Annotated in this window: 22 protein-coding genes and 8 tRNA genes; 4 read left to right on the top strand and 26 right to left on the bottom strand. The window is 45.5% G+C overall.

Annotated elements, in window-relative coordinates; all coding sequences use genetic code 11:
- Positions 1-181 precede the first annotated feature (181 nt).
- The 8 genes from fusA to fkpA all read right to left on the bottom strand — a co-directional run bounded on the left by fusA (position 182) and on the right by fkpA (position 6330).
- The gene (gene fusA, locus OH455_RS21520) at positions 182-2281 is read right to left on the bottom strand and encodes an elongation factor G (protein ID WP_045977651.1); all 2100 of its coding nucleotides are present in this window, start codon (positions 2279-2281) and stop codon (positions 182-184) included.
- A gap of 156 nt (positions 2282-2437) precedes the next feature.
- On the bottom strand, positions 2438-2908 hold the full coding sequence (rpsG, locus tag OH455_RS21515) for a 30S ribosomal protein S7 (RefSeq protein ID WP_006957063.1): 471 nt from the start codon (positions 2906-2908) through the stop codon (positions 2438-2440).
- A 116-nt stretch (positions 2909-3024) separates the two neighbouring features.
- Entirely contained in the window at positions 3025-3399 is a 375-nt protein-coding gene (rpsL, locus tag OH455_RS21510) for a 30S ribosomal protein S12 (protein ID WP_004399892.1), read from the bottom strand.
- Positions 3400-3600: 201 nt separating this feature from the next.
- On the bottom strand, positions 3601-3876 hold the full coding sequence (gene tusB, locus OH455_RS21505) for a sulfurtransferase complex subunit TusB (RefSeq protein WP_045977652.1): 276 nt from the start codon (positions 3874-3876) through the stop codon (positions 3601-3603).
- 7 nt (positions 3877-3883) lie between these two features.
- Positions 3884-4240, bottom strand: coding sequence for a sulfurtransferase complex subunit TusC (gene tusC, locus OH455_RS21500; RefSeq protein ID WP_269982753.1), 357 nt, complete (start codon positions 4238-4240; stop codon positions 3884-3886).
- Positions 4237-4632 (bottom strand): sulfurtransferase complex subunit TusD, encoded by a 396-nt coding sequence (gene tusD, locus OH455_RS21495; protein WP_157634079.1) that lies wholly within the window; start codon positions 4630-4632, stop codon positions 4237-4239. Before tusD ends, tusC begins: the two co-directional genes overlap by 4 nt.
- Positions 4629-5351: a helix-turn-helix transcriptional regulator gene (locus tag OH455_RS21490; protein WP_039951057.1), complete on the bottom strand. Its 723-nt coding sequence runs from the start codon at positions 5349-5351 to the stop codon at positions 4629-4631. Before OH455_RS21490 ends, tusD begins: the two co-directional genes overlap by 4 nt.
- A 184-nt stretch (positions 5352-5535) precedes the next feature.
- Positions 5536-6330, bottom strand: coding sequence for an FKBP-type peptidyl-prolyl cis-trans isomerase (gene fkpA, locus OH455_RS21485; protein ID WP_269982752.1), 795 nt, complete (start codon positions 6328-6330; stop codon positions 5536-5538).
- A gap of 138 nt (positions 6331-6468) precedes the next feature.
- Here fkpA and OH455_RS21480 point away from each other — a divergent pair, with 138 nt between their 5' ends.
- Together OH455_RS21480 and OH455_RS21475 are read left to right on the top strand one after the other, a co-directional pair.
- Complete coding sequence (locus OH455_RS21480; RefSeq protein WP_045977655.1) at positions 6469-7449, top strand: WD40 repeat domain-containing protein; 981 nt, start codon at positions 6469-6471, stop codon at positions 7447-7449.
- Between the two features lie 2 nt (positions 7450-7451).
- Positions 7452-7679 (top strand): SlyX family protein, encoded by a 228-nt coding sequence (locus tag OH455_RS21475; RefSeq protein ID WP_045977656.1) that lies wholly within the window; start codon positions 7452-7454, stop codon positions 7677-7679.
- Here the strand turns inward: OH455_RS21475 and OH455_RS21470 are convergent.
- The 9 genes from OH455_RS21470 to tsaE all read right to left on the bottom strand — a co-directional run bounded on the left by OH455_RS21470 (position 7676) and on the right by tsaE (position 17045).
- The gene (locus OH455_RS21470; RefSeq protein WP_045977657.1) at positions 7676-7861 is read right to left on the bottom strand and encodes a DUF2065 domain-containing protein; all 186 of its coding nucleotides are present in this window, start codon (positions 7859-7861) and stop codon (positions 7676-7678) included. The two genes, OH455_RS21475 and OH455_RS21470, sit on opposite strands and share 4 nt — an antisense overlap.
- A 60-nt stretch (positions 7862-7921) precedes the next feature.
- Positions 7922-8902 carry a protease modulator HflC gene (gene hflC, locus OH455_RS21465; RefSeq protein WP_045977658.1) on the bottom strand — a complete coding sequence of 327 codons (981 nt, stop codon included), beginning with the start codon at positions 8900-8902 and terminating at the stop codon, positions 7922-7924.
- A 2-nt stretch (positions 8903-8904) separates the two neighbouring features.
- Positions 8905-10095 carry an FtsH protease activity modulator HflK gene (gene hflK, locus OH455_RS21460; protein WP_269982751.1) on the bottom strand — a complete coding sequence of 397 codons (1191 nt, stop codon included), beginning with the start codon at positions 10093-10095 and terminating at the stop codon, positions 8905-8907.
- Between the two features lie 45 nt (positions 10096-10140).
- Positions 10141-11430 (bottom strand): ribosome rescue GTPase HflX, encoded by a 1290-nt coding sequence (gene hflX, locus OH455_RS21455; protein ID WP_269982750.1) that lies wholly within the window; start codon positions 11428-11430, stop codon positions 10141-10143.
- Positions 11431-11473: 43 nt separating this feature from the next.
- Entirely contained in the window at positions 11474-11740 is a 267-nt protein-coding gene (gene hfq / locus OH455_RS21450; RefSeq protein WP_006957051.1) for an RNA chaperone Hfq, read from the bottom strand.
- Between the two features lie 187 nt (positions 11741-11927).
- Positions 11928-12875 (bottom strand): tRNA (adenosine(37)-N6)-dimethylallyltransferase MiaA, encoded by a 948-nt coding sequence (gene miaA, locus OH455_RS21445; protein ID WP_269982749.1) that lies wholly within the window; start codon positions 12873-12875, stop codon positions 11928-11930.
- On the bottom strand, positions 12872-14848 hold the full coding sequence (gene mutL / locus OH455_RS21440) for a DNA mismatch repair endonuclease MutL (protein ID WP_269982748.1): 1977 nt from the start codon (positions 14846-14848) through the stop codon (positions 12872-12874). Before mutL ends, miaA begins: the two co-directional genes overlap by 4 nt.
- A gap of 8 nt (positions 14849-14856) precedes the next feature.
- Complete coding sequence (locus tag OH455_RS21435) at positions 14857-16587, bottom strand: LysM peptidoglycan-binding domain-containing protein (protein ID WP_269982747.1); 1731 nt, start codon at positions 16585-16587, stop codon at positions 14857-14859.
- Positions 16584-17045, bottom strand: coding sequence for a tRNA (adenosine(37)-N6)-threonylcarbamoyltransferase complex ATPase subunit type 1 TsaE (gene tsaE / locus OH455_RS21430; protein WP_269982746.1), 462 nt, complete (start codon positions 17043-17045; stop codon positions 16584-16586). The genes OH455_RS21435 and tsaE overlap by 4 nt, the downstream gene beginning before the upstream one ends.
- Before the next feature lie 200 nt (positions 17046-17245).
- On the opposite strand from tsaE, the gene queG reads away from it, so the two are divergent.
- Positions 17246-18358, top strand: a complete 1113-nt coding sequence (gene queG / locus OH455_RS21425) for a tRNA epoxyqueuosine(34) reductase QueG (RefSeq protein WP_269982745.1) — start codon at positions 17246-17248, stop codon at positions 18356-18358.
- A 547-nt stretch (positions 18359-18905) separates the two neighbouring features.
- Here queG and OH455_RS21420 read toward each other — a convergent pair.
- The 9 genes from OH455_RS21420 to orn all read right to left on the bottom strand — a co-directional run bounded on the left by OH455_RS21420 (position 18906) and on the right by orn (position 20575).
- Positions 18906-18981, bottom strand: a tRNA-Gly gene (locus tag OH455_RS21420).
- 37 nt (positions 18982-19018) lie between these two features.
- Positions 19019-19094: transfer RNA gene (locus OH455_RS21415), tRNA-Gly, on the bottom strand.
- Positions 19095-19124: 30 nt separating this feature from the next.
- Positions 19125-19201: transfer RNA gene (locus OH455_RS21410), tRNA-Met, on the bottom strand.
- A gap of 42 nt (positions 19202-19243) precedes the next feature.
- Positions 19244-19319, bottom strand: a tRNA-Gly gene (locus tag OH455_RS21405).
- Between the two features lie 111 nt (positions 19320-19430).
- Positions 19431-19507 (bottom strand) — tRNA-Met (locus OH455_RS21400).
- A 42-nt stretch (positions 19508-19549) separates the two neighbouring features.
- A tRNA-Gly gene (locus tag OH455_RS21395) sits at positions 19550-19625 on the bottom strand.
- Between the two features lie 30 nt (positions 19626-19655).
- Positions 19656-19732: transfer RNA gene (locus OH455_RS21390), tRNA-Met, on the bottom strand.
- 42 nt (positions 19733-19774) lie between these two features.
- Positions 19775-19850 (bottom strand) — tRNA-Gly (locus OH455_RS21385).
- Positions 19851-20029: 179 nt separating this feature from the next.
- Positions 20030-20575, bottom strand: coding sequence for an oligoribonuclease (orn, locus tag OH455_RS21380; protein ID WP_269982744.1), 546 nt, complete (start codon positions 20573-20575; stop codon positions 20030-20032).
- Positions 20576-20684: 109 nt separating this feature from the next.
- On the opposite strand from orn, the gene rsgA reads away from it, so the two are divergent.
- Positions 20685-21740, top strand: coding sequence for a small ribosomal subunit biogenesis GTPase RsgA (gene rsgA / locus OH455_RS21375; RefSeq protein WP_045977909.1), 1056 nt, complete (start codon positions 20685-20687; stop codon positions 21738-21740).
- The last annotated feature ends 67 nt before the right edge of the window (positions 21741-21807 follow it).

Here is a 21807-nt window from a genome sequence, read left to right as displayed (position 1 = left end):
AGTACGTTCAAATTTTTCTTTAGACACGATCGTGTTCCTTCCTAGTTATGATTCGCCGCGAACGTTATTGATCACGACGCGCCAGAATTTGCTATTTTATGCGCCAACGTCCGTCAGCGCAATATTTGGACGTATTGATCTTTAAAAAAGTCTTGCTATTTTTAAAGGTTAATACGTTTTCTTAGTAACCACGGTCTGCAATAATTTTATCTGCAAAGTTTTTCGGTACTTCAGCGTACTCGTTGAACTCCATAGAATAAGACGCACGGCCTTGAGTTGCAGAGCGGAGATCCGTTGCGTAACCAAACATCTCAGATAGTGGTACTTGAGCGCGGATGATCTTAATACCCGCCACTCCATCGTCCATACCTTCGATCATACCGCGACGGCGGTTAAGGTCACCAACAACATCACCCATCCAATCTTCAGGAGTGGTTACTTCAACATTCATCATAGGCTCAAGAAGAACAGGCTGTGCTTCTAATGAACCCTTCTTGAATGCCATCGAGCCAGCGATCTTAAACGCCATCTCGTTAGAGTCAACATCGTGGTAAGAACCATCAAACAGAGTGGCTTTAATATCTAGTACAGGATAACCAGCTAGAACACCGCTGTTCATTTGCTCTTCGATACCTTTCGCTACCGAGCTGATGTATTCCTTAGGAACAACACCACCCACAATTTCGTCAACAAAGACAAAACCTTCGCCAGGTTCAGATGGCTCCAGTTTGATCCATACGTGACCATACTGACCACGACCACCAGATTGACGTACAAATTTACCTTCAACTTCCGCGTTGCCACGGATTGTTTCACGGTACGCAACCTGAGGTTTACCAACATTACAGTCAACGCTGAATTCACGTTTCATACGATCAACGATGATATCTAGGTGAAGCTCACCCATACCAGAGATCAGTGTCTGACCTGTTTCGTCGTCCGTTTCTACGCGGAATGATGGATCTTCTGCCGCTAGTTTACCTAGAGCAATACCCATTTTCTCTTGATCGGCAACAGAGCGAGGCTCTACCGCGATCTGAATTACCGGATCAGGGAACTCCATGCGTTCCAGAATCACTTTGTGGTTCTGGTCACATAGCGTGTCACCTGTTGTCACGTCTTTAAGGCCGATTGCTGCCGCAATATCGCCCGCGCGAACTTCTTTAATTTCGTCACGCTTGTTTGAGTGCATCTGTACGATACGACCAAAGCGTTCTTTCTTCTGCTTCACAGAGTTGTAGACTGCGTCGCCAGAGTTCACCACACCAGAGTAAACACGCATAAAGGTCAGCGTACCTACGAATGGGTCAGTTGCGATCTTGAAGGCTAATGCTGAGAACGGTTCGTTGTCGTCTGCATGACGTTCAACTTCTTTCTCGTTGTCATCCACACCTTTAATCGCTGGAACGTCGATTGGTGATGGCAAGAATTCAACCACTGCATCGAGTACCGCTTGAACACCTTTGTTCTTGAACGCACTACCACAAGTGGCCAGTACGATTTCGTTATTTAGTGTGCGTGTACGCAGTGCTTGCTTGATTTCAGCTTCCGTTAGTTCGCCTTCTTCAAGATACTTATCCATCAGCTCTTCGCTAGCTTCCGCTGCAGATTCAACAAGGTTGTTGTGCCACTCTTCAGCAAGCTCAAGCATGTCCGCTGGAATCTCTTCGTAAGTGAACGTTGTACCTTGATCAGCTTCACTCCAGTTGATCATCTTCATCTTGATTAGGTCAATAACACCCTTGAAGTCATCTTCCGCACCAACGTTAAGTTGGATAGGAACAGGGTTCGCACCAAGACGGTTTTTGATTTGATCAACAACGCGTAGGAAGTCAGCACCTGCACGGTCCATCTTGTTAACAAATACCATACGAGGTACTTGGTACTTGTCAGCTTGACGCCATACAGTTTCAGATTGAGGTTCAACACCCGATGAACCACAGAACACAACGACAGCACCATCAAGTACGCGCAGTGAACGCTCTACTTCGATAGTGAAATCTACGTGTCCGGGAGTATCGATGATGTTGATGCGGTGGTCTTGGAATTGTGCGTCCATACCACGCCAGAAAGTCGTCGTAGCCGCTGAGGTGATGGTGATACCACGCTCCTGCTCCTGCTCCATCCAGTCCATGGTAGCAGCACCATCGTGAACTTCACCGATTTTGTGAGAAAGGCCAGTGTAGAACAGAATACGTTCACTTGTGGTTGTTTTACCTGCGTCTACGTGAGCGACGATACCAATATTACGGTAGCGCTCAATAGGTGTTTTACGAGCCACGATTGAATCCTCTTGAATTAGGGACTATTGCTATTTCTAGTTGCATTTTAGTCTGCTCATGGCAATTTTTACGTGCTCTAGATATAGCAATAGTTCCTAAGCTTGCGCATAGGAACTAGAGTAGCGCCGCGAAGGTTCTCGCGGCACTGAAAGGTATTACCAGCGGTAATGAGCGAATGCTTTGTTCGCTTCTGCCATACGGTGAACGTCTTCACGTTTCTTAACAGCAGTACCTTTGTTCTCAGACGCGTCTAGCATTTCAGCAGCTAGGCGTTGAGCCATAGATTTTTCACCACGCTTACGCGCAGCTTCAACTACCCAACGCATAGCAAGTGCGTTACGGCGGACCGGACGTACTTCTACAGGTACTTGGTAAGTTGAACCACCCACGCGACGAGATTTAACCTCTACCGCAGGGCGAACATTTTCAAGAGCTTCTTCAAATACAGCTAAGTGATCTTTACCAGATTTCTCAGCCATTGCATCTAGTGCAGTGTAAACAATTTTCTCTGCAGTAGATTTTTTACCGTCAACCATAAGGATGTTAACGAATTTTGCCAGCAGTTCTGATTTGAACTTTGGATCTGGAAGGATCTTACGCTGACCGATGACGCGACGACGTGGCATGGAATTTCTCCGTTGTCTTATTCTTCAGGTTATCCAAAACTTTACAGTTTCTTCAAAAATTAATATTAATTTTAGTGTTTGGCCTTACTTAACGCTTCTCTTAAAAGAAAAGACGATTAAGACTTAGGACGCTTCACACCGTACTTAGAACGACCTTGTTTACGGTCATTTACGCCAGCACAGTCAAGTGCACCACGTACTGTGTGGTAACGTACACCCGGAAGGTCTTTAACACGACCGCCACGGATTAGAACAACTGAGTGCTCTTGAAGGTTGTGACCTTCACCACCGATGTACGAAGTTACTTCGAAACCGTTTGTTAGACGTACACGACATACTTTACGTAGTGCCGAGTTAGGTTTTTTAGGTGTAGTAGTGTAAACACGAGTACATACACCACGTTTTTGTGGGCACGCTTCTAGTGCTGGCACGTTGCTTTTAACAACTTGCTTTGCACGTGGCTTACGTACCAACTGGTTAATAGTTGCCATTAACTAGCTCCTGATTTACTTAAAAGTAAGCTTTGTGAAAAATCTAACCCTATCTACACGTGTACCGAAGTACTTCGTACAAATAGGGACGCAAAATTCTATGCAGCAGTGAGAGGTGTGTCAAGAAATATACGGATCTTTTTTGTCCAACTCGAACACGTACACCGTAAATGCTGATTCACAGTATGCTAGGGACAAGACTTAATCCCAGGTGAGAGAGTTTTCTTGCTCAGAAGTCAGATCGACAAAGCTTTCGTAGTCGACCGTCTCTATCGATGGACTCGTGCGGTTAAGGATACCACGGGCTGCCAAATCATTCCGCAATACAAAGGTATTGAGGCCTTTAATCAAAGGGTAAGTCTTATGTTGGGGATTGACCGAATACACCGCATCTTCTATCAGCAACAAAACATCGCCGTCAATATACACCTTTACGACGTCTTCTAACGCCGCTACCGACTTAACAATATGTAACATGATTCCCTTAAAAAGAAAGTACTTTGCCAGCGCGATGGATCTGCGCCTGAATATCAATAATAGAAAGCGATTCAGCGTTTATCACTAAATCTGCTTGCGCTAGCCCACGTTCCGCCAATGAAACCGAGCAGACGTACACTTGTTCGATGTCGTAAAGATCAAATAACTTGAGCATAGGTGAATAGTCTTTACTCAGAATATCACCAGTTTGCTGACCGGCAATCAACTGGTACACGCCATCCCCAATAAACACTACGCTGATATCTTCACAATACGCTGATGCTGCTAATAAAGCATCAATGCCTTCCCGACCAGAAGCACTGCCATGGGGGGCGCTGCGGAATACATAGGTTAACTGGCTCAAAACTGCACCACTCTATCTTGTGTAAGCATGGCTTCAGCCAGACTGCCCAGCCCTGCCTGATAAAATCCATCTGCAAGGTTACTTTGCATCAAGCTGTGTTGGTTGGCTTCATCCTGACTGACGATACCACGACGCAATGCGGCGGCAACACAAGTTTCAAGACGCACAGCGTGTTCTGAAGCCAGAGATTGCCAAGCTTTGACCAAATCAAATTCGTCATTCGCTGGCACACTCAGTGCCGTTCCGTTGGTTACGCCATCCTGATAAAAGAACACGCTCACTAACCGATGACCTTTATTAATCAGGCTGCGTGCAAATTGATAGGCCGTTCTGGCGGACTGACTACCATAAACTGAGCCGTTGACGACCAAGGTATAGCTCAATGAATTCAACTTTCGTCTTCCTCAGTTTTGCGCTGGCGGATATAGAGATAGACGGTGTGTTTAGAAATATTCAAACGATCTGCTACCCGATTTATAGCGTCTTTGATATCAAAGATTCCTTTATCGAATAACTCCATCACAATTTGACGGTTTTTGGTGTTGTTCGATACCGACTTATCAGCATTTATCTCTTCGATTGTACGCTCAACCGTCTGATCCACCAGCTCTTCAACATCACTGGCAAAGTTTACGGAGGAGGCCGCTTGCTTGGCTTCTTCGGTAGGCATGAAAGATTGCAATACTTGAGAGAATGGCGCATCGAGATTCACGTTGATACATAGCAAGCCAATAACACGATTTTCACCGTTACGGATCGCAACAGTAATCGACTTCATCAGCACACCACCTTTGGCACGGGTAAAATATGAGCGAGAGAAGTTACGTTCCGAGCCTTCAATATCACGTAACATTTTTAGCGCTAAATCCGTGATAGGTGAACCGACCTGACGCCCTGTGTTTTCGCCATTAGCAATTTTAATAGCTGATGTATTGAGGTCTTCCAGAGAATGCAGAACGATTTCACAAAAAGGGCCGATAAGACTAGCAATGCCGTCCACAACTGCTTCATACGATCTCAGAATAATTTTGTCGTGCTCACTAAATGGCATCACATTGACAGATTCCATTTCGAGCAACATATCTGTGTTTACTGTGTCTGTAGTTGTCACTTTTTAAGCCTACGAGCGAAAAATCAACAAATTGGTGTAAGTTTATCAGAAATTTTGAATTGAACATCTAGCAATGCCACTATCTAGTGATTTAGAACAAACTATTCACGCGATACAGTGCCCAGAACATAAAAAAAGGCCTGACTTTCGTCAGACCTTTCTACTTCATTCTGCGAGTAGTGGTTTATTGAACCGCTTGCTCACCTTCACCGTTATCGATTTTCAGTAGTTCAACTTCAAAGACCAGTGTCGAGTTTGCAGGGATAGTTGGCGTATCTTGCTCACCGTATGCTAATTCAGGTGGAATAACGAACTTAAACTTAGAACCCACTGGCATTAGCTGCACACCTTCCGTCCAACCAGAAATCACGCGATTAAGTGGGAACGTCGCAGGTTCACCACGGTCGTATGAACTATCGAATTGAGTGCCGTCAATCAACGTACCTTTGTAATGAACCTGAACCGTATCTGTGTCTTTCGGCTGTTCACCTGTAGCTGGTGTCATTACTTGGTAAAGAAGGCCTGAGTCCGTCTTTTTGACACCATCTTGCTTTTCGAAAGCACTACGGAAATCATCACCCGCTTTCTTTGCTTCAGCCGCTTTTTCTGCAGCTTGCTTTTGCATTGTTTCAGCAACACGCTTGTCTAGCGATTCAAGTGCTGCACGTGTTTCTTCTTCATTAAGCTCGGGATTGCCCGCAAACACATGTTCAATGCCTTTCAGTACGAGATCTTTATCTAGGTTAATACCAATTTCATTTGGTTTGTCTAAGCTAGTGTTTAGGTAATTAGCAAACGATACGCCAATCGCATAAGCTGCTTTTTCATCGTCGGTTTTAAAGTGAACCGTTTTACCGGCTTCTGCTTGCACTTGCTCGACTGCAGGCGCGGCTTCTGTTTTAGCTTCTTCTTCTTTTTGACAGCCAACCGCCAACATTACTGTTGCTGCAAGCAGTGACACCTTAAAAATAGATTTCATTGAATTCTCCAATTAATGGCTAACCATTTGTCTTTGCGCACAAATCTGTAATTTCGACTGGTGCTCATAAGCATGTTGTACCACTATAACCAATATGCGTTTTAATTAAACGTTAACTAAAGCGGATCTTTGTATTTAATGCGAATTATTTTTCACACTCTGATACTTACGTTTGTCATCGCAGCGTTAAATGGCTGCTTTTTCTCCACACAGGATGATCAACGCTGGGTAATTGAACCTCTGGGAACCACCAGTTTCGCCTTAAGCCGAGATGCCCGATTTGCCCTGTTGTACTCTAAAGAGCATCAACTGGTACTGTGGGACCTCTACGAAAGCCAACAGCTTGCCTCATTAGGCGAACAAGATCCTCAAGCGAGTACCGTTTCTCGAATCCGTATCTCAGATAACGGCCGATTTGCCGTCACTGCAACACAAATAAACTTTGCTGTATGGGATTTAGCATGGACACAAGCTCAAGGGCTCTGGTCCATCTCAGACGGCTTAATTCGCGATATCGACATCGCCAGCAACGGTGAACAAGTCTTGCTGGGGTTATCGAATGGCAAAGCCATTTACGTCAACTTAGTCACTGGAAGACGCCTAGAGTTCCTTGCCCATAATGAAAAAGTGAATTCCGTTGCCCTATCTCCTAATGGTCGTTTCGCTTTATCGGGAGGTAATGATTATACCGCCTATCTATGGGATACCCGTACAGGGCAAATTCTCAAGAGCTTTGAGCATGAGCAGCGCATCAATCGTGTCGCCCTACAAAGAGATGGTTTGTATGCCTTTACTTCAGATGGAGGCAATCAGGCAATCATCTGGGATCTTAGAACTGGAGAACAAATCTCCAATCTGCGCAGTTTTTCTCGTCAGTTGATCTTCTCAACGGCCCGCTTCTCTGATGATGGGCAGTTCCTTGTCACTGGTACTCCTTCAAGCCGAATTATGGTCTGGGACATACAAACAGGTAAAAAGGTCGAGGGATTTGAAGCAGAGCCTTTAAAAGATACTCGCCCTCCACGCGCAGTGGTGTATGATGCAGCCTTTGATAATCAGAACCGAGTGATATCGGGCACCTCTGCAGGGATCGCCCAGGCTTGGAGTGTGGATAACTAATCATGACCGAAAAGCGTATTGAAGAGCTAGAGAACCGTCTTAACGACATGGAGTGCCAGCTTGCTTTCCAAGAACAGACTATTGAGTCTCTCAATGATGCACTAAGTCAGCAACAACTGCTGATCACGAAAATGCAGGATCAGATGAAGTACGTGGTGGGCAAAGTCAAAAACATGGACTCATCTAATTTAGCAGATCCAGCCCAAGAAACCCCGCCACCACACTACTAACTAAACACGTATGCAATCACGGCACCTGCAACCACTAAACACCCGCCGATACGCCTAAGTTGATTGTCGGGTTGATCACTAAGCTGAGAGACCATATTTCTCCAACCGTTCGGTGCAATTAGAGGCCCCAACCCTTCCACAATCAACACTAAACCCAGAGCCATCCAAAGAGAATTAGTCATCGCTTTTTCCTCGAAAAAACAAAGGCTCCACAAGGGAGCCTTTTATTAATGAGTTTGAACTTACTTAGCAGGCGTACCTGCTGAGTTGTTCATGTACTGGAAGAAATCACTCTTAGGATCCAGTACTAAAATATCGCTTTCACTGTTAAATGAAGACTGATAAGCGCGCAATGAACGGATAAACCCGAAGAACTCAGGATCCTTGCTATAAGCTTCAGCATAGATGTTGGCGGCTTCAGCATCCGCATCACCCCTGGTGATTCTAGCGGTCTTGTCTGCTTCGGCAAGAATCGTCGCCACTTCTAATTCAGCTTGAGCGCGAATAATTTCCGCTTGCTCGCGACCCTCTGAGCGAAACTGCCTTGCAACTGACTCACGCTCTGCACGCATCCGATTGTAGATAGATTGGTTGATACTATCTGGAAGGTTAATCTTCTTCATTCTAAAGTCGAAGACATGAATACCCAAATCTTCCATCGCATCTTTACGCGTATCATTGAGCACGTTCTTCATAATGATGTCACGCTCGCCATCAACTTCTAATGCCTCTTTGGCAGCTTCAGTGGTCACCACATCGGCGTCAGCACTGTCAGGCAATATATCTGTGTTACGTGGCCCAGAAACGATCTGCTTTATCTCACGTGAACCTATTTCTGAACGCAACACGTCCGTTACTTTACGGCTTAGTAGTGTTTGAGCTGTATTGGCGTTGCCACCACCAGTGGCAAGATAATACTGGCCAAAGTCTTCGATACGCCACTTTATGTACGAATCGATCAAAACATCCTTTTTCTCAGACGTTACGAAACGATCCGAGCGCCCGTCCATCGTCTGAATCTTAGCGTCTAGGGTTTTGACATTATCAAACAGCGGCATTTTGAAGTGCAAGCCCGGTTCGTAGATTCGTGCAATCTCATTGTTGTCTTTCAACACTCGACCGAAACGAACAACGATACCACGCTCTCCTTCAGGTATCACAAATAGCGACATCAACATAAGGACAAGTGCGACGACCAAAAAAGGGATCATTAACTTACGCATTTCTAATATCTCCCTTGACGTGAGGTAGAACGAGAACCTGAGTCATTGGTATCACTATTTGATTGCGGTTCTAACTCAATTTTTTCATATGTAGAGGTTTCTTTCACTGAGCGACTGCGAGTTTCTTTTTTACCACTGGTAAGTTTATCGATAGGTAGATACAACAGATTACCGCTCGACTCTGAATCAATCAGAACTTTCGATGTACTGGAGTAAACTTTCTCCATCGTATCTAAGTAGAGTCGATTACGAGTCACCTCTGGTGCAGCTTGGTACTCAGGGAGTAACTTCTCAAACTGAGCGACTTCACCTAACGCTCCATTTACCACTCGTTCACTGTAGCCTTGAGCTTCTTTAAGTAGACGTTCAGCACGACCTTTAGCCTTAGGGATAATATCGTTTTGATATGCTTCGGCTTCACGTTTAAAGCGCTGCGCGTCCTCACGAGACGCTGTCGCATCATCAAACGCGTCTTTCACTTCTTCAGGTGGACGAGCATCTTCAAAGTTCACCGCTACAATTTCAATACCCATATCATAATTATTGACGATATCTTCGAGGGTGATTTGAGTGTTCTGACGGATAGACAAGCGACCGCTCGTCAAAATGCTATCCATTAGTGAATCACCGATTACGGCACGCAGTGCAGAATCTGTTGCTTGACGTAAGCTGTCATCTGCGTTGGTCACGCGGAATAGGTATTTGTAAGGATCCGCGACACGATATTGAACATCCATCGCAACAGCCACAACGTTTTCATCTTTTGTCAGCATTAGACCAGAAGAACGTAGCGAACGAATTGCCTGTTCGTTGACCGCTTGATACTCATCGATAAAGCGAGGACGCCAGTTCAAACCTGGATCAACCACACGGTCATACTTACCTAGACGTAGCACGACGCCACGCTCACCTTCACCAATGGTGTAAAAGCCAGCAAAGAACCAAATTACTATCGCGATAACTGCAATGACACCAAAACCTAGTGTACCGCCACCACCGCCTATAGACGATCCTTTGCCTCCTTTTCCACCACCAAACTTTCCACCCAGTTTCTGACTCAGTTTATTAAACACTTCGTCTAAGTCTGGCGGTCCTTGATCACGGCCACCTTTGTTACCACGATTATTATTACCCCATGGGTCGTTATCGCGGCCATTGTTGCCGTTGTTATTACCAGGCTCATTCCACGCCATTAGAAAGCTCCATCATTTGATATGACGTTATACTGTAGCAGTCATTTAAGTAACTATAAAGTCACGTAAAACTGCCCCTTCTCTTTTTTTAAGTCTAGACCAATCAACTTGTTGCATGCGAACATCAATCAACAAGTTGCCATCCTGATCATATTCTTCTCGTTGAATACATTTCATCTGGAAGAATGTACTACGAATACGCCCCTGATGCTGTGGCGGTATTCGCAATTGATATTGAACCATTTGACTAGCTAAACACTCAGTCAGGGCTTCAAATAGCAGTTCAATACCCACGCCTTCCATTGCTGAAACCCAAACGGCACGAGGAACACCTTCTTCGTCCCTCTCTATTCGAGGTTTCTGGTCTTCGAGGTTATCAATTTTGTTCATGACAATCAGAGCAGGCACCTCATGGGCATCTATCTCTTCAAGTACATCATGAACTGCATGAATATTCTCACGAAAACGCTCATCACTGGCATCGACAACATGTAACAAAATGTCAGCTTCCTGCGTTTCTTGCAGGGTTGCTTTGAAAGCAGCAACCAGATCATGGGGTAAATGGCGGATGAATCCAACTGTATCTGCCAAAATGGCTGTACCCACATCTGCTAGTTCTATTCTTCTCAACGTTGGGTCCAAAGTGGCAAACAGCTGATCAGCTGCGTAAACGCCTGCTTCAGTAATGCGGTTAAACATAGTGGATTTACCCGCATTGGTATAACCAACCAGAGAGATAGTGGGGATTTCCGCTCGATTTCTGGCTCGGCGACCTTGTTCACGCTGTTTTGCCACCTTTTCCAAACGGCGCAATATAGCTTTTATACGGTCACGCAATAAACGTCGGTCAGTTTCTAACTGAGTTTCACCTGGGCCACGTAAACCAATGCCACCTTTTTGCCTTTCAAGGTGGGTCCAACCACGAATAAGTCGAGTAGAAATATGACGAAGTTGAGCAAGCTCAACCTGCAGTTTACCTTCGTGTGTTCGGGCACGTTGAGCAAAAATGTCTAAGATAAGACCGGTACGATCAAGAACTCGACATTTACACAACGATTCTAGGTTACGTTCTTGGGCAGGAGAGAGGGCGTGATTGAATATCACTACATCCGCAGCAGCAAGTTGCACCGCTTGGGCAATTTCCTGAGCTTTACCCTCTCCGACATAGTATTTAGGGTGTGGTGACTGGCGACTTCCAGTTACAACTTGTAACGTTGAGACCCCAGCCGAAGATACCAGCATTTCAAACTCACTGAGATCGTCCCACTCCCCTTCTTGCGTGAAGTTGATATGAACAAGTACGGCTCGCTCACCGGCTTCATAACGGTCAAACAAGCAATCAACTCCTTAATATGATACTAATTTCTTTTTCCGAGAATTAATCTTCTGATTTCTCTTGCTGGCGCTCGCCGCCCTGAGGACGCTCACCACTATGGTGGCTAACTGGACGAGCTGGCACTACTGTAGAGATAGCGTGCTTGTATACCATCTGGTTGACGGTGTTTTTCAGCAAGATCACAAATTGATCGAAAGACTCAATCTGACCCTGTAGTTTAATTCCGTTTACTAGGTAGATTGATACGGGAATACGTTCACGACGTAATGCATTTAAGAATGGGTCTTGTAAAGATTGCCCCTTAGCCATTTTATTTTCCTTATTTTGTAATTTTGTTCTAGTTATTTAGCTAGTGGTGCACTGAAAAACTAGGTGCGCCTTTGCATCTGAGCTAAACGAATAAAAAACACCCTGTCGTTACCTGTTATGGCGGCTTTGTTACCAAATTTCAAGTAACAGATCCTTTACAGAGTTCATTCACGCAAAAGCGATCACATTATACACAGCTAAAACCTTCAGACGCTATGGCATTTGATACGGTTTCTAGAGCTTGTTCTATGTTTTCGCTATCTAACCAAGTTAAATCATCCCAACTGCGTAACCAGGTGATTTGTCGCTTGGCCAACTGGCGGGTCGCGCAGATACCTTTAAAAATGGCATCGTCAAGTGTGCAGTTCCCATCCAAATAGTCCCACATCTGCCGATAACCGACACAACGAATAGAAGGAAGATCAGAATGAAGATCATCTCTGGCATACAAGCCACGCATCTCCTGTTCAAATCCCGCTTCCATCATTTTGTCGAATCTAAACTCAATTCGGCGATGGAGTTCAGCCCTTTCCTTGGGAGCTATTGCGAACTGTTTTACCCTAAACGGCAGGCTTTGACCTTTGGTTTGAGTCAGTTCAGTAAGAGTTTTACCTGAAATTCGATAAACTTCCAATGCCCTAGACAATCTTTGTGGATCATTGGGGTGGATTCGTTCAGCTGAAACCGGATCAATCTCTTTGAGTTGATCGTGCAGTACGTCCCAGCCAAGAGTCAATGCTTCTTGCTCAATTTGCTGACGTATTTCAGGGTTTGCAGCCGGAAGAGGTGATAAACCTTCCAGTAATGCTTTGTAGTAGAGCATTGTTCCACCAACCAAGAGTGGGATCTTACCTTGCTCTACAATCTTGTGCATTTCATTCAACGCATCACGACGGAAGTCTGCGGCGGAATAAGCTTCACTTGGATCGAGAATGTCAATCAAACGATGAGGAGCGAGTGCTTGCTCCTCTTCATCTGGCTTCGCGGTGCCAATGTCCATTCCCTTATAAATCAAAGCAGAGTCAACAGAGATGAGCTCTACTGGGTATTTTTTTCGCAAACGGATAGCCAGATCGGTTTTGCCCGATGCGGTCGGCCCCATTAGAAAGAGGGCCAAAGGTAATTCATTCTTCATAACTTCATCGCTGCAATGGTTGCAGAAAAATCAACAGGGCGAACAAAAGTACGGTCATCCAACGGCAGGTTACCCTGCCAAAGTTGTTCTATCTCAGCAATGACCTGTATTGCTTCCGACAAAGTGTAGTCGTTTTTGACCTGTGTGATCTGGTTGGTTAACCAATCAGAGAGCGCCTGTGGTGGCATTATTTGATCATTCTCTGATATCAAAGCGGCGTAAGATAACAGATCTGATATTAATTGTTGCAAATTTTGCTGACGAAGCGGCTGAGGTACACCCATTATCATCAATGAGGAGGAACTTCGACTCTTCAACTCTATGCCAAATTGCATCAACATTGCGTGATGCTGTTGAGACGCTTCAATCTGCTGAGGATCGAGCTTCAATGACAATGGCACTAATAGAGGCTGACTCTTCAATGCACCTCCATTGAGAGACAACTGTCCGTTCACACGCAACCATTCTGCTTTAGCCATTGAGACTACCCTAGCTCCCAGTTTATCTCCCATAAGCAAGTATTGGCCATGAATCACGCAGACAGCTTTGCCCAAGGCCTCTATTACCTCAGCAGGCCCTGTAGGAGTTGAAGGCACAGGTTCGAGTTCTAATGGAGTTGAAGGGGCTTTCTGAGACAATACTGGTGTTTCCAGTAACTCTTTGTAAGCACGCACTTCCTGCTTGCTTGTTGCTGGCTCTCCATAGTGCTCTTCAGATTTCGCTTTTTGCCGAGGTACAGGACGCGACTCTACCCAGTCACTTCTCGCAGCAGCCTCACACACCTGAATTCGCTCTTTCTCAGCTTGACGCTTTTCTTCATAGCCTTGCTGGCCAGGATAAGCAGGCACTTTTTCTACTGCGCGGTATACGTTTTTAGACACCGTATTGGACTCGGCAGCGGAAGGGGCCGGTATTTCAGGTGTAACGGGTTCAGTGTGAAATGCAGAAGCGTTGATGTCGGGTTTATCAATCTGAGCACTCTGAACTAGAGCATCGCTCAAGGCTTGATAAATGAAGTCATGTACTAAACGAGCTTGATGGAAACGCACTTCATGTTTCGCTGGGTGTACATTCACATCAACTTGATGGGGGTCTATTTCGATAAATAGCACGTAAGTGGCAAACTGTTCTGGGCGGAGGCTACTCTCATAACTTTGACGAATAGCGTGATTGATCAACTTATCACGCATCATCCGGCCATTGACGTAACAATATTGCAGGTCACTTTGCTGACGAGCGCCTTCAGGCGTGGTGATCCAACCATGCAACTTGAGCCCTTGGTGTTCAAGCTCAATCTTCAGCATGTTACGCACAAACGGGTTACCACATACCGCTGCTATGCGCTTTTCTTCTTGGACCTGAGTTTTAGCCGCTCGGTATTGCTTAATCATCTTACCGTTGTGGCGCAGGTTGATAGTGACATGAAACTGGCTCAAAGCAATTCGCTTTAATAGCTCATCAATATGAGTGAATTCTGTTTTTTCAGTACGGAGGAATTTACGCCTAGCTGGCGTGTTGAAGAACAGATCCAACACTTCTACTGACGTACCAATAGGGTGCGCCGTCGGTTGAAGCTTGACTTCCATCTCGCGCCCTTCACTGTATGCAGACCAAGCTTGGTCCTGTGTGGCAGGGCGAGAGGTTAGCGTTAGGCGCGCAACAGAACTGATACTGGCAAGCGCTTCACCGCGAAAACCCAGGCTCATGATCGCTTCTAGATCATCCAAACAGTGGATCTTCGATGTAGCGTGACGACTCAGTGCTAAACCCAGCTCATCTTTTGCGATGCCTTTGCCATTATCACGTACACGGATTAGCTTAGCGCCACCTTTTTCAATATCAATATCAATCCGGGTTGCACCAGAGTCTATACTATTTTCGACCAGTTCTTTGACGACTGAAGCTGGTCTCTCAACCACTTCCCCTGCGGCAATCTGGTTAGCCAGTCGTGCTGGAAGAATTTTAATCGTCATGCTTATCGCTACTTATTAGGAATGATCAGAACCTGACCAATCGCCAGTTCATCTGAACGTAGATTATTAGCTTTTCGGATCGCGCTGACACTCACATCGTACTGACTGGCAATTTTTCCAAGGAACTCACCACGCTTCACTTTGTGTTTACGCAATGGCTGATCTTTCATGCTGACGGTAATTTTCAGCTTTTGACCGAGCTTAAGCGTGTCAGAACGCAGTTTGTTTTCGCGTTTTATCGTTGCAACCGACACTTTGTATCTCGCAGCAATCTTACCCAGGTATTCTCCACTCTGAACCACATGAGTAATCGTCTTGGTTTCCACCGGATTCGTCACTTTAGGCACAGGCACTGAACCTTTTGAACCAGGAATTGACAGTACCTGACCAATAGCAAGCCCAGAGCTTTTCAGCTTACTGGTCTGCATGATAGCTTTCGTTGTCGTGCCGTATTTTTTGGCGATCACTGACAGCGATTCACCGCGCTTAACCTTATGCTTGATCGTCTTGCCGCGATTCGCGAACAAGGTTCCTTCTGGTGGATTGGCTTCAAAATACTGAACAATCGCTTTAGTCAGTGCGCGCGCCAATTTATCCTGATGACTACGTTGGAAAAGTAATTTTTCTTCTGTAGGATTTGTGATAAACCCTGTCTCAACCAACACTGATGGAATATCAGGTGATTTCAACACCGCGAGGCTAGCGTTCACGGGTTGCTTCTTGTGTAACTTGATTCCCTCACTACTCATCTGCTTTAGGATCTTAGTGGCGACTTTGTAGCCTTCTTTCTGAGAATGACTGAACTGCAGGTCTAACAACGTTTGACTGACATTCTTATCACTGGTGTTTTTAGACAGAACCTCGCCAGCACCACCAAGCAACTGCGACTGCTCCTCGTGATTTTCTACCCAACGGGCAATTTCTGAATTCGCTCGACGGGTATTGAGAACAAACACTGAACCTCCACGCGGCTGCGGAGTACGGAAACCATCTGCATGAACGGACACTAATAGATGCGCTTTGCTACCACGTGCGATTTCAGAACGCTTGTTGAGATTAACAAAGTAATCACCACGACGGGTCAACACAGCTTTCATTCCAGGCACTGCATTGATTTGAGCAGCAATTTTCTTGGAAATGGCCAGTGTCGCATGTTTCTCATACTTACGGTTTGGTCCTATAGAGCCTGGGTCTTCACCACCGTGGCCAGCATCAATCGCAACCACAATATCAGCGGTACCCAATAGCTGAGAGGCATCTCGACTCACTTGAGGAGAACTACTTGAAGAGGAAGGCTTGGCTGCTGAGGTAGATGAAGAGGATGCGCTATGAGGCATGTCTATCACCAAACGATGACCATATTGTCCCCCCGGAGTAGGCGCTAGCTTAAACAACTGTGGCTTGACCTTGCGTTTGAGTTCAAACACCAGTCGATAGGTCCCTTTCTGTGGCGGTGAGCTCTTACGAATCCTTTTCAGAACAGGGCTCTCTGCGACGTTAATCGGCAATTTAGTATTGATGGAAGTCTGCTTGAGATCCACAACTAAACGATCAGGAGTACTGAGCGTAAAATAGCTGTACTCCGCCTCCGATGCCAAATCGATAACCACGCGGGTTTCGTCGGGAGACGGCCAAACACGAATACTTTCAAGAGCATTTGCCAACACTCGGGTGGGCAAAAGAAACAGAGCTATGAGAAAAGAGACAGAGACAGCTCGAAAGAATTTATTGATTGTCATAACTCCAACTGTTCAAGTAATTTAGACCCATAATCGTTATTGGCAGTAAGATCAACCACACGCGCTTCACCATCGTAACGCAACTCTATATCCAGATCTGCACGAGGGAGCAAGCCCTGACCTTTCTCTGGCCACTCAACCAGACAGATAGCATCAGGCGTAAAGTAATCTCGGATCCCCATGAATTCCAACTCTTCCGGATCGGCTAAACGGTATAGATCAAAGTGATAAACTTGCCATTGGTCCAGCTGATACGGTTCCACTAGGGTATAGGTTGGGCTTTTGACGTTCCCCTTATGACCCAGTGCACGCACAAAACCTCGGCTAAATGTCGTTTTTCCTGCCCCCAAATCACCATGCAAATAGATGGTAGTTTGCTGAAAGCATAGCTTTGCCAAGACTGTCCCTAATTGAATTGTTGCTTGTTCATCTTTAAGGGCAAAATGTTTCGTGGTCATGAAGATCAATCTCTACTGGGTGACTATATAAAAATCAAAAGAACAGGAATAGTAAACCGGGTTGGAATTGAGAGACAAGATCTGTTGTGTAAGTAAAAGCCAAATTCCTGCTATTTTTGCATGAATTCTCTGGCTTCGATGCTAGATTCAACAAAAAAGATCCGTTAAGATCCGCCCCCCATTTCACCAGAGTCATAAGCATGAACTACCAAGAGCTCGCAAACAAGATCAAAGTTTGGGCCCAAGAGCTTGGCTTCCAGAAAGCCGGTATCTGCGATATTGACCTGAGTGAACACGAGTCGGCACTGCAAAAATGGCTTGATGCTGGCTATCACGGTGAGATGGATTGGATGGCACGTCACGGCATGATGCGAGCACGACCTGCTGAGCTTCTGCCTGGCACAGTGCGAGTCATTAGCGTCCGCATGGACTACCTCCCCCCTGAAGCGCTATTTGCAGCGAACCTAGCCGATCCTACCCAAGCTTATATAAGCCGCTATGCTCTGGGCCGAGATTACCACAAACTGGTTCGCAACCAGTTAAAGAAACTAGGCCAGAAAATAGAGCAAGAAGTGGGGCAGTTTGGCTACCGCCCTTTTGTCGATTCCGCGCCTATTCTCGAGCGCCCTTTAGCGCAAAAATCAGGACTAGGTTGGACCGGAAAGCACTCCCTCATTCTGGATAAAGATTGTGGTTCGTGGTTTTTTCTTGGTGAGCTACTCATCGATTTACCTTTGCCCATAGATGAAGCGCACCAAGGTGACTGCGGTAAATGTACCGCTTGTATCACTTCCTGCCCTACTCAAGCCATTATTGAAGAAGGTGTCGTTGATGCACGACGATGCATTTCTTACCTGACCATTGAATTCGACGGCGTGATTCCTGAAGAATTCCGCAAACCTATGGGTAACCGTATTTATGGGTGCGATGATTGCCAGCTTGTTTGCCCATGGAACCGCTTCTCTGAATTAACTGAACGCGAGGACTTTCATCGTAGGCAGGCGTTAACGTCACCAGATCTTGTTACTCTGTTTGCATGGGATGAGAAAACATTTCTCAAAAATATGGAAGGTTCTGCCATTCGAAGAATAGGTCATATCCAATGGTTAAGAAATTTGTCGATCGCCATGGGAAATGCACCATACTCAGCTAATATTATTGAGGCACTAGAACAACGTATAGGGTTGAGTGAAGTGCTGGATGAACATATTCATTGGGCAATAGAGCAACAAATTGCCCAGATACCCCATTCATCGACTAAGCTCAATAGGCTAATCCGTATTGTGCAAAAAGGGCTACCTAGAGATGCATAAACTTTGCCTGATATGGTATGACGAAGTTTGACTTAGCTCTAAAAACAAGAATGTGGAAAAAAGAAAAGGCGATTGCTTGTTTTCTTTCAGCTAAAGAAGTTAATCACATTAGCTATAAATGACTAGGATCAAAAAACAACCACTTAATGATCGTCAGAAATACGCTTTGGTTAACAAGAAAAAACCATTAATCCATTAAAATACAATGACTTAACATTATGTTTAGAATCAGAAAGAAACTTTCATAACACAAAAGATCATTTCTATTTGGTTTAAATTAGCATCCATAATCAGGTTACCCACCAACTTATCCACAAAACAACTTCTGTGGATAACTCTGTTAGTCTTTACGGCTAGCCCTGACTCACCGAGGCTTATCATTAAAAAATAAAACGAGCACATCTCGTGCTGATTTGAATTTTAGACATAAAAACGCCCACCGCAATGGAGGACTAATTATGATTTTGATTGGTTTATGCTTCACAGCATTAGATAAAGAGCGGTGACCTATAAGATCAATTCAGACATCTGAAGCCTGAGAAGAATTTGGAGCGACACACGAGGTTCGAACTCGTGACCTCAACCTTGGCAAGGTTGCGCTCTACCAACTGAGCTAGTGTCGCAGTTCATTATTCAAAGCATAATGAAGGCTTAGAAAATTGGAGCGACACACGAGGTTCGAACTCGTGACCTCAACCTTGGCAAGGTTGCGCTCTACCAACTGAGCTAGTGTCGCATATCAACAGCAATTGCTATTGATTAAATTTGGTTGCGGGGGCCGGATTTGAACCGACGACCTTCGGGTTATGAGCCCGACGAGCTACCAAGCTGCTCCACCCCGCGTCCGTATTGTTTCACCGTTAAGCACGATGACAGCTTTAAATTTGGAGCGACACACGAGGTTCGAACTCGTGACCTCAACCTTGGCAAGGTTGCGCTCTACCAACTGAGCTAGTGTCGCATATTCTCGTAAAGAGAATTGCTTGCGAGGCCGGATAGTAATCGATGGTCTTCGCGAGGTTTTATGAATAGCTGAGCCCGACGAGCTAGCGAATCACAACACCTATAAATTTGGTTGCGGGGGCCGGATTTGAACCGACGACCTTCGGGTTATGAGCCCGACGAGCTACCAAGCTGCTCCACCCCGCGTCCGTATTGTTTCATCGTTAAGCACGATGACAGCTTTAAATTTGGAGCGACACACGAGGTTCGAACTCGTGACCTCAACCTTGGCAAGGTTGCGCTCTACCAACTGAGCTAGTGTCGCATATCAACAGCAATTGCTATTGATTAAATTTGGTTGCGGGGGCCGGATTTGAACCGACGACCTTCGGGTTATGAGCCCGACGAGCTACCAAGCTGCTCCACCCCGCGTCCGTATTGTTTCACCGTTAAGCACGATGACAGCTTTAAATTTGGAGCGACACACGAGGTTCGAACTCGTGACCTCAACCTTGGCAAGGTTGCGCTCTACCAACTGAGCTAGTGTCGCATTAACAACGTTTCCGTCGTTCAGGGCTGCGAATTATAAGAGCATTTTTTTGTGATGCAAGTCCTTCCTGAAAAAAAAAGGTGTTTTTTTTCTGTTTGATGAAAAAGCACACAGAATAGAAGTTTTTTCCACCTAGGTGGTGGCTTTTTCATCATGACTCTTATTAGAAAGTCGTATTTTTAGATATTAAAAATTGTTTGGCGGTAGTACTTTAGCTCAGCAATTGACTCACGGATATCATCCAACGCCAAGTGACTACCTGTCTTAGAAAAGCCGTCTAATACTTCTGGTTTCCAACGACGGGTCAGCTCTTTAAGAGTACTGACGTCGATATAGCGGTAATGGAAGTAAGTTTCCAGTTCAGGCATGTGTTTGTATAGGAAGCGACGATCTTGACCCACACTGTTACCGCATATTGGCGACACACCCTTTGGTAACCACTGCTCCAGGAACTCAATTGTCTGATGAACCGCGTCCTGTTCAGTCACTTTACTGGCGCGAACTCGATCCACCAAGCCACTGCCCGTGTGCGTAGTCGTACACCACTCATCCATTTTAGCCAGCTCTTCTTCTGGTTGGTGGATGGCAAGTACCGGTCCTTCAGCTAAAATATTCAACTCACTATCCGTGACGATAGTGGCGATTTCGATGACTTTATGGGTTTCTGGGTCTAAACCTGTCATCTCGAGATCAATCCAAATTAAATTTTGATCGCTAAAGGACATAAATCGTTGCCTATTGGTTTTATGCTAAAAGAGGTACTATACCCAAATTCTGATCCTCAGGATAGCGATCCTAGGCTCCATCAAGATGATTAAAGTTAAGTAGACAATTGTGGCAAAGAAAAAAAAGCTAACCAAAGGTCAAGTCAGACGAGTTAGAAGTAACCAGAAACGTAAACTGGCAAAAGAGGATTCTGTTCAATGGGAAGAATCCATGCTGGGTACGACTCAAAAAGGTCTGGTTATTACCCGTTTTGGTCAACACGCCGACATTGAAGACACAGAAAGCGGAGAAATCCACCGTTGCAATTTGCGTCGCGGTATTGAGACTTTGGTCTCCGGTGACAAGGTGATTTGGCGAGCAGGTCTGGAATCAATGGAAGGCATAAACGGCGTTGTTGAAGCCGTAGAGCCACGCAGCTCAGTGCTGATTCGCCCTGACTACTATGACGGTCTTAAGCCCGTGGCTGCAAACGTCGATCAAATGGTCATCGTCTCTTCTGTACTGCCAGAATTGTCACTCAACATCATTGACCGCTACTTAGTCGCCTCTGAAACACTCAATATCGCCCCTCTTCTCGTGCTAAACAAAATTGACTTACTTGAAGAAGAGCAACGTCACCTATATCAGGAATGGCTGAGTGAGTACGAGCGTATCGGTTACAAAGTGCTGCTAGTCAGTAAACAGACGGGAGAAGGCATTGCAGCACTGGAAGCCGAACTCAAAGATCGTACTAACATTTTTGTGGGTCAATCTGGCGTCGGTAAATCGAGTTTAGTGAATGCGTTGATGCCGGAGTTTAACGTTGAAGAAGGTGAGGTATCAGAAAACTCTGGTTTAGGTCAGCACACCACCACCGCTTCTCGACTTTATCACATTCCAACAGGTGGCGATCTGATTGACTCTCCCGGCGTACGCGAGTTTGGTTTGTGGCATTTGGAGGCTGAAGAAGTCACCAAGGCGTTCGTTGAGTTCCGCAACTACCTTGGCAGCTGTAAGTTCCGAGACTGCAAACACAATGATGATCCAGGATGTGTATTACGTGAAGCGGTAGAAAATGGTGAAATCAGTGAAGTTCGCTTTGAAAACTACCATCGCATCCTTGAAAGCATGGCTGAAGTCAAAGCCAACCGTCAGTACTCACGCAACAAAAAAGCCGATCTGTAACGGCTTCTTGCACAAATCATCAGCGCTTGATACTGACTTTGCCTGCAAATTTAAGTAGTATCTCGCG

This window comes from Vibrio sp. T11.5 (assembly GCF_027587155.1).
GTDB lineage: Bacteria > Pseudomonadota > Gammaproteobacteria > Enterobacterales > Vibrionaceae > Vibrio > Vibrio neptunius.
Note: the sequence above shows the minus strand (reverse complement) of the source record. Positions and strands in the feature narration are given on the sequence as shown.